7 protein-coding genes and 2 pseudogenes are annotated in these 6,570 nt (G+C 47.5%); 7 read left to right on the top strand and 2 right to left on the bottom strand.

Annotated features, from left to right (window positions below; translation table 11 throughout):
- Window positions 1-273 (top strand): hypothetical protein (locus CLV97_RS18695; protein WP_245891699.1); only part of this gene is annotated, 273 nt, incomplete at its 5' end.
- A 17-nt stretch (window positions 274-290) separates the two neighbouring features.
- Here the strand turns inward: CLV97_RS18695 and CLV97_RS19030 are convergent.
- Together CLV97_RS19030 and CLV97_RS17430 are read right to left on the bottom strand one after the other, a co-directional pair.
- Window positions 291-590 (bottom strand): annotated as a pseudogene (locus CLV97_RS19030) (metal-dependent hydrolase); the annotation flags it as partial.
- A 79-nt stretch (window positions 591-669) separates the two neighbouring features.
- A complete protein-coding gene (locus tag CLV97_RS17430; protein WP_106346800.1) occupies window positions 670-2,691 on the bottom strand; it encodes a phospholipase D family protein in 2,022 nt (673 codons plus the stop codon).
- 187 nt (window positions 2,692-2,878) lie between these two features.
- On the opposite strand from CLV97_RS17430, the gene CLV97_RS17425 reads away from it, so the two are divergent.
- From CLV97_RS17425 to CLV97_RS17965, 6 genes and pseudogenes are all read left to right on the top strand, one after another.
- Window positions 2,879-3,151, top strand: a complete 273-nt coding sequence (locus CLV97_RS17425; protein WP_106346799.1) for a helix-turn-helix domain-containing protein — start codon at window positions 2,879-2,881, stop codon at window positions 3,149-3,151.
- Between the two features lie 46 nt (window positions 3,152-3,197).
- Window positions 3,198-3,458 (top strand): annotated as a pseudogene (gene hfq, locus CLV97_RS17420) (RNA chaperone Hfq).
- Window positions 3,459-3,490: 32 nt separating this feature from the next.
- Window positions 3,491-3,787 (top strand): AbrB/MazE/SpoVT family DNA-binding domain-containing protein, encoded by a 297-nt coding sequence (locus CLV97_RS17415; protein ID WP_245891697.1) that lies wholly within the window; start codon window positions 3,491-3,493, stop codon window positions 3,785-3,787.
- Window positions 3,784-4,212, top strand: coding sequence for a hypothetical protein (locus tag CLV97_RS17970; protein WP_146130547.1), 429 nt, complete (start codon window positions 3,784-3,786; stop codon window positions 4,210-4,212). Before CLV97_RS17415 ends, CLV97_RS17970 begins: the two co-directional genes overlap by 4 nt.
- A gap of 855 nt (window positions 4,213-5,067) precedes the next feature.
- Window positions 5,068-5,886 (top strand): thermonuclease family protein, encoded by an 819-nt coding sequence (locus CLV97_RS17410; RefSeq protein WP_106346797.1) that lies wholly within the window; start codon window positions 5,068-5,070, stop codon window positions 5,884-5,886.
- 382 nt (window positions 5,887-6,268) lie between these two features.
- Complete coding sequence (locus CLV97_RS17965; protein ID WP_146130546.1) at window positions 6,269-6,448, top strand: hypothetical protein; 180 nt, start codon at window positions 6,269-6,271, stop codon at window positions 6,446-6,448.
- Window positions 6,449-6,570: the final 122 nt, after the last annotated feature.

Here is a 6,570-nt window from a genome sequence, read left to right as displayed (position 1 = left end):
AGAGTAACAGAGCAATGCCTCCTTACTGCCGTTTGCCAAAACATCAAGAAAATGGCCTTGCTCCTTTGGAAGAGGAACAATGGGCCCCAAGGCGGATCCTTTATCCGTCTGTTCTTCTCTATTTTCTTCCAATTAGCATACAAACCCAGCGGTTTTTCCGCTGGGTTTGTCAATAGCCTCGGCACCCCGTTTCGGGGTGCTTTTCTCTTTACAGAACCACCAGATGAAGAAGGAGCCGAACAATGCCGCAACTCCGCAACCCCAATGACATGATCCATTCCGCTTCCGGTGGGAATGCGCGCGATTCGAAAGCACCGCTGAGACGGCCACAACCACGGAACGCCATGGGGTGTCAAGGAGTCGGCTACCAGGTGACTAAGGTAGCCTGCGAAAACAACAGGTGCCCGCTCCGGTTCAAGGATATCGGTTACCCATGTGATCATTCCGAGAGCGAGTAGTGAGTGGGCAAAGGTTCGATGTGGTAAAGCTGATGCGAGGAGCAAAAACAGCCCAAGCAAGAAGGAACCCGGGTCAAGCTGATCAGCCCTACTCCAGACGCTCTTGCGGTTTAAGTAATTCCTGCAAAACATCTCCATTGTGGGTCCGGGCCCGTTACAGGTAAAGCCCAGGGATAAAAAAGAGTCCTGGCACGCATGATATCCTTCCCAGTCAAAACCACCGGCGCTTTACCCCGATGAAGGAAAAGAAGCGTTTCTTATCCAATACAAGAATCCCGGTTTCTTCGATGACAACTTCAGGAGGGAGGTAATTCATATTGGTTTTCCTCTCTTTCGGATCCTTAAACAAATCGTCCTTTTTGACTCGCAGTTCGTTTTTTCGGACAGTAAAGGCTTTCTTTCGTTCGGTGTATAGATCGGCCCAGATTTTCTTTCCTCGTTCGTAATAATCATTGATCATTTGATCGGGGAAAAACGACGGTTTGGGGAGCTTTGTCTCTTCATAGTACTCCTGGAAAATTTCTCGAGCGACTTGGAGGAAATCTTTTTTATACGCAAATGGTTGGTCGTTTTGAATGCGTTGGGCCAGGCGGTAAGTAAAGTCCCGGAAAAGGTCGTTGGTCAATTTCGCTGTGATCTTCGCCTGATATTCTTCCGCCTCATCCGACCGCTTCGAATCAAAGACGCTGTTAATCATCAAAAAGTAAATGCGGCGTGCTACTTGGGGTTTCATTGAGAATCCATCGGCGTTGGTTGTAGCAATCAGGCAAGGATGAACTCCTTCCAAATCGTTGGCCAAGTACTTTGTAACTCGTTCACCGCTTTGCCCAGTAAAGAATGATTCGGTTAGTTCATCCACTAGAACGGGAGCAATAAATTCGGTTTCCATAAAAGGCAGGATTCCATTAGCTCGATTCAGTTTGGAATAAGACACATACGGATCTGTTCCAGTGTACCCTCCAATCAGGCCAGCGATGAATTTCATAAGTGTTGTTTTTCCAGAAGATGCTCGGCCGGCTAACACCATGATCGGTCGAAACAGATATCGCTGACTGGCTTCACCGGTTCCGGAGTAGATGAGATGTTCTCGCATTTTCCATATGAACGGGGAAGTAAAAGCGTATAGAATGGCTTCATATACCCGTTTTTGGTTGATGGGGTCGTCTTTTACGGTAAACAGCCGATTGGCTTCTACAAAATCGTGAATCAGCTGTAGTTGTTCTCGGATGGTTTCCGTATTCGCGGGGCGACTGAAAAGGAGTGCCTTATCGGAATCAGTGTCTTTGAGGTATAAGTGGTTATTCCCTTTATCTGCAACCAACAAGGGGCGAGGATCGAGGTGTTCCTTCCTGTGGTAGGTTGGGGCAAGAAAAGCTTGGATACGTTGCTTTTTATCCACCAACTGTTTAACGGAAATGAGTTTTTTCTTCCCCTTTTTGCTTTTGGTTGTCAGTTTGACCAACCGGTTGATCTGATTGGCAACCTCTTGCGTTTTGGCTAACTTCTTCGGTTCTTCTTCCAGCCGGTTCATAACCTCTTCTGAAATGGCAATTTCCCGGTGATTCAATTTAGCGAATTCTTCCCGCAAAAGATTAAACTGTGTATCCGGATCCTGGATGAGCAATAGATTAACGGCCTCTTTTCCTTTTCGGCGAATGGGAGCCGGTATATAATCCTCTGTTTTGGCTCTGAGAAAAGTAAAGCGTTCCAAGTAGTAATCATAAAGAGAAGGGTCGTCAAAGATCAAAAGTTCTTCATACTGATTGGGCTCGATTAACGCATTGGGTGTGAAATTGGCAGAACCGACAACGACTCGTTTTAAATCAGTCTCTGGGGAGTAAAGTAGATAGAACTTCGAATGGATGATTGTATGAGGGAGAGGATAACGGATGTGATAGCGTTCTTCCAGTATTCGATCTTGAACCTCATCCGGGAGGGAGTGCCAATCTTCAAGCCTCTTTTTTTGATTAACCAGTGCAGAAAACATCTGATGTTGCTGCTCTGGATCCGCAATCCCCAAGATCAGCTGGATTTTTTTGAAGTTCGATGTTCGTTCGAAGAAAAATCGAGGAGAAGCAACATAGGTGACAGCATACAACTCAGTGAAAGTGGAAGCGTCAAAAATCTGCTCAAATGACCAATCCACGGGCTTTCCATCCTTCAGAATGTGAAGGCTCGGTGTGTACTCAGTTTGTTCAAATAATCCCGTTTGGATGATAGTTTTATTACTCACGCTATCACCCTCTTTTTTATTCCTATATACCCTTTTATCAATGGGGTAGTACACGATTTTCCCAGTATTACAGGGAATTCAGCTGCTTTCAGCAGGGATCGTCTGAAGCAGAGAAACAAAGGTAATAACAGTGATTGAAAGGGGGATCACCAGGGTATATTTCAGTACAAATAAGAAGGTGAAAGGAATGACAAAAAACATGCCCGGATATTCCGTGGAGGAGGCGGCGGAAATTCTGGATGTGAGTGAAAAAGTGCTCCGCCAAATGCTCGAAAAACAACGCCTCCCAGGATTTAAAGCGGGTCGTAACTGGCGAATTCCAGGATCCATCATTCAGATGTTGCTGGAAGGAAAGCAGCTCATCGAGCAAAACACCCAACAATCCCGACAAAAAGAGGGGCTTCGAGAATATCGTCTGGAGGAGATTGAACAGTTTGTTAAAGAGGACCAAATGCACTAGGAAGAACACCATATCACATCCATACCAGGAAAAGAGGGAATAGTGAATGATACAAGATCCGCAACTGAATGAATTTCGAAAAAGGCGTTTTCCGGTCACCATTTTTATGGCAAATGGTGCCCGGGTGAAAGGGATCATCCGAGGGTTTGACATGTAAACCGTCATTTTGGAGCATCAAGGGAAGCAACACCTTGTGTTTAAACATGCCATCTCCACGGTGGTTGGGGCAAGGGCATCCGTTTTACCGGAGAAAAAGAAGGTTGGGGGCCCCGGGAATACGCGGGCCCTGCAAGTGGACTCCGGGTAAAAACGGTGGATTTAAGGCGGCGAGGTGGAATTGTGGAACGTGTCCGCATCAAAAAGAAAGCTCAAGTGACTATTCCCAAAAAAATCATGGATTCTTTGGGCTTGAACGAGAATGACGAATTGGACGTTTATGTGCAAGACGGAAAGATTATCATGGAGCCCATGATCCGCATCCCGAAAGATCAGGCATGGTTTTGGACCGAAGGGTGGCAAAGAGCAGAAAGAAGAGCAGATGAAGACTTGGCTAGCGGGCGAGTCAAAGCTTATGACAGTGTTAATGACCTTTTGGCTGATCTTCCGGATCCTTCCGGTGGCGGGGAAAGTGAATGAATAACTCATTGACGAGAGATATCGGAAACTGGATTCAATCAGCCAAAAAAAGGTACGCAAAGCGATTTGGCGTCCCATTGCTGGTTTTCACAACCGCACTTCCGGATCCCTTTGGTTGGAATGTGCACCGGGATTGGCTCTCCGGCCATAAAAAAATGAAAATACATGCCGCATTGAAAAGAGGAAAAGGTCCAATGAAAGAAAGGCCCTTCTTGCGAGGGCCTTTCATCATGGTCAAAGGTGTAAGAGTAGCTGATTTATCGACCGATGAAGTAAGAACACAAAAATCCCCCAAAGGCGAGGGAGGGCTTTGCTTAAAGCACAAATTCCTAAAACATAGCAGCTGGGAGGAGGAGGCGATAAACCTTGTTCTACCCTATCGAAAATACTTCCAAACTTTTTCTACAGCTCGGAGCACTCCATAAGAAATTAACCCCAAAATGCTCGTAAATGACAGTGTAATAAAAACACCTAACAATCCTGGACCGCTTCCAGTGCAAAACCAACAATCTTGACTCATAAGCCAAACGCGTGAGTAATAGTTCTGGAAGAGAAAAACATATATCATCAATAACAAGACTAAAGGTGAAATGAAGACAAATAAAGTCAAGCGCTTCAACCAACCAATCGTTGATTTATTATTATATCGGGATGTTAGTTTCCAAACAATTAAACAACTGATCGCGAACCAAACAAAATACATAAAATATAACAGATACAAAGCTATCCTTCCCTTCAAAGTAACATTCCAAAGAAAAATATTTACCACATAGAATAATACAAAAACATTTTCTTTTTCTATACTCTCTACCCGCTTCGATCAAACGAGATGATAGGCTTTTTCATCCTCCGCTGGGGTCACACACCCTGGTCCGCACCGGAGGTTCCTTACGCCTAATCTTCACCTCATAGCACTATGGAGTGGAGAGGTCGAGAGCTATCTTCGCCTTGTTTTTATCCAGCTTCCGGTGCCTGCATCCGAGCCTTCCCCCGGGCGCTGAGGTTGATACAAAAATTTCAGGAAATATTAGGCACGGATGATATTCTACAGTCGCAATAACTTTTTTACAAACAGAATCGAAGTTCCTTTCCGTTCGTCGGCGGAATCGGTATAATCAAAGCACATCCAAGAATGCACGGGCAGTACTGACCGGATCGAGATAGTAGGTGGAAAGACCCTGTTTGCGAAATGGGCTCCCATCGTTTTCGCGAATGGAATCCGCACATCTCGGCTTGTTGAAGATACATAAGCTGTTTGGGAGGAGTGGGGAGGAGAAGCCATGAGAAGGCGCTGGATGCTCTGTTTGGTTTTAGTCCTGATCTTAGCCGGCTGTGGAACGAATCAGGAGACGGGAGTATCGGATGACGAGCTTATCCAACGTTCGGCAGCGGGTACGACGCATTTTCGCTCCCATTTGGTGAAGGAGCCCGAGGATGCGGAAGAGGTGGAGTTTGTGGATCACGTGGATGGGGACACCGCCAAGATGAAGATAAAGGGAAAGGTGGAGACGGTACGCTTTCTCCTTGTGGACACCCCCGAAACCAAGCATCCGAAGTTGGGAGCTCAACCGAAGGGAGCCCAGGCCGCCGCGTTCACCAAAAAAATGTTGGAAGAGGCGGACCGGATCACTCTGCAGTACGATGTGGAGAAGCGGGACAAATACAATCGTGTGTTGGCCTACGTCTTCGCCGACGGCGTAAATGTACAGGAGGAGCTGCTGGAAAAGGGCCTGGCCAGGGTGGGGTATGTTTACAAATCGCGCCGTCATCTCGATGCCTTCAAGGAAGCGGAGAAATTTGCGAGGGAGCGGGGGCTGGGGATTTGGGAATGCTCCGGGTATGTGGCAAGTGATGGGTACAAGCCGGAAAAGTGGTGCAAGGAGAAGGAAGGTTCGACGGGCGGGACCATGCACACCGTGGTTCGCGATGGAAAAACGTATCATGTCCCCTATGATCCCAAGGGCCCGGATCGGGACTGTTCCGACTTCGGCTCCCAGAGAGAGGCGCAGGCCTTTTATGAAGCGGCGGGAGGACCCGCGAAGGATCCCCACCGCCTGGATCCGGATCGGGATGGCGTCGCCTGCGAGTCGCTTCCGTAAGATTGTCATGCCGACGGGAATCATTCCTGCTGACATAAGAATCCTCGAAGGCCGGGCATCCGCCCGGCCTTTTTCCAGCCATCATCCGGCGTGTCCAAAGCATTGAATTCCCGACACAAAAAGCATTTGCCCGCCCTGTCCCGCTCCTGTCGGCGATTTTTCTCCCATGAACCGGTGTTTTCTCGGATGGGGTTTTCCTTCATCGCCTTTCCGCCTTTGCACTGCGGCCATTTAAAGGTAGGACATATCCGGTGGGCGGAATCCCTCCCCGAAAATCTTTTTCCGTTGCTGCATTTTGTGTTAAAACTATATGCTTATGGTTAGGTAAAAAAGGGAAAAAAATAATTAGAAATGCAGCCGAACGGGATATCCTACGGGAGGGGTGGACGACTCCATGGAAATGCTCGGTTATTACGTGTTGTTGTCTGCCGTGTTTGTCGGAGCCGTCCTGGTATACAGCTTTGCCAATCGCTTTCGGGGACCGTCGCTTGGAAAAAGGAACGAGGGCGGGGACTCTCCTTCGAGGCTGGAAACCTGCCACGGTTCCGCGCCGGAAAAGTGAGGGGCTTTGAGGCGGATGAAATCCGCCGAGGCTGTTGACAAAGAAGGGTCAACAGCCTTTTTTGTTGAATTCGGAATAAAACAATTCCGAAGGAAGGTTTTTATATGTTCAGGACGAACCCA

The sequence above is a fragment of the Planifilum fimeticola genome, assembly GCF_003001905.1.
GTDB lineage: Bacteria > Bacillota > Bacilli > Thermoactinomycetales > DSM-44946 > Planifilum > Planifilum fimeticola.
This window is presented reverse-complemented; position numbering and strand designations above follow the sequence as displayed.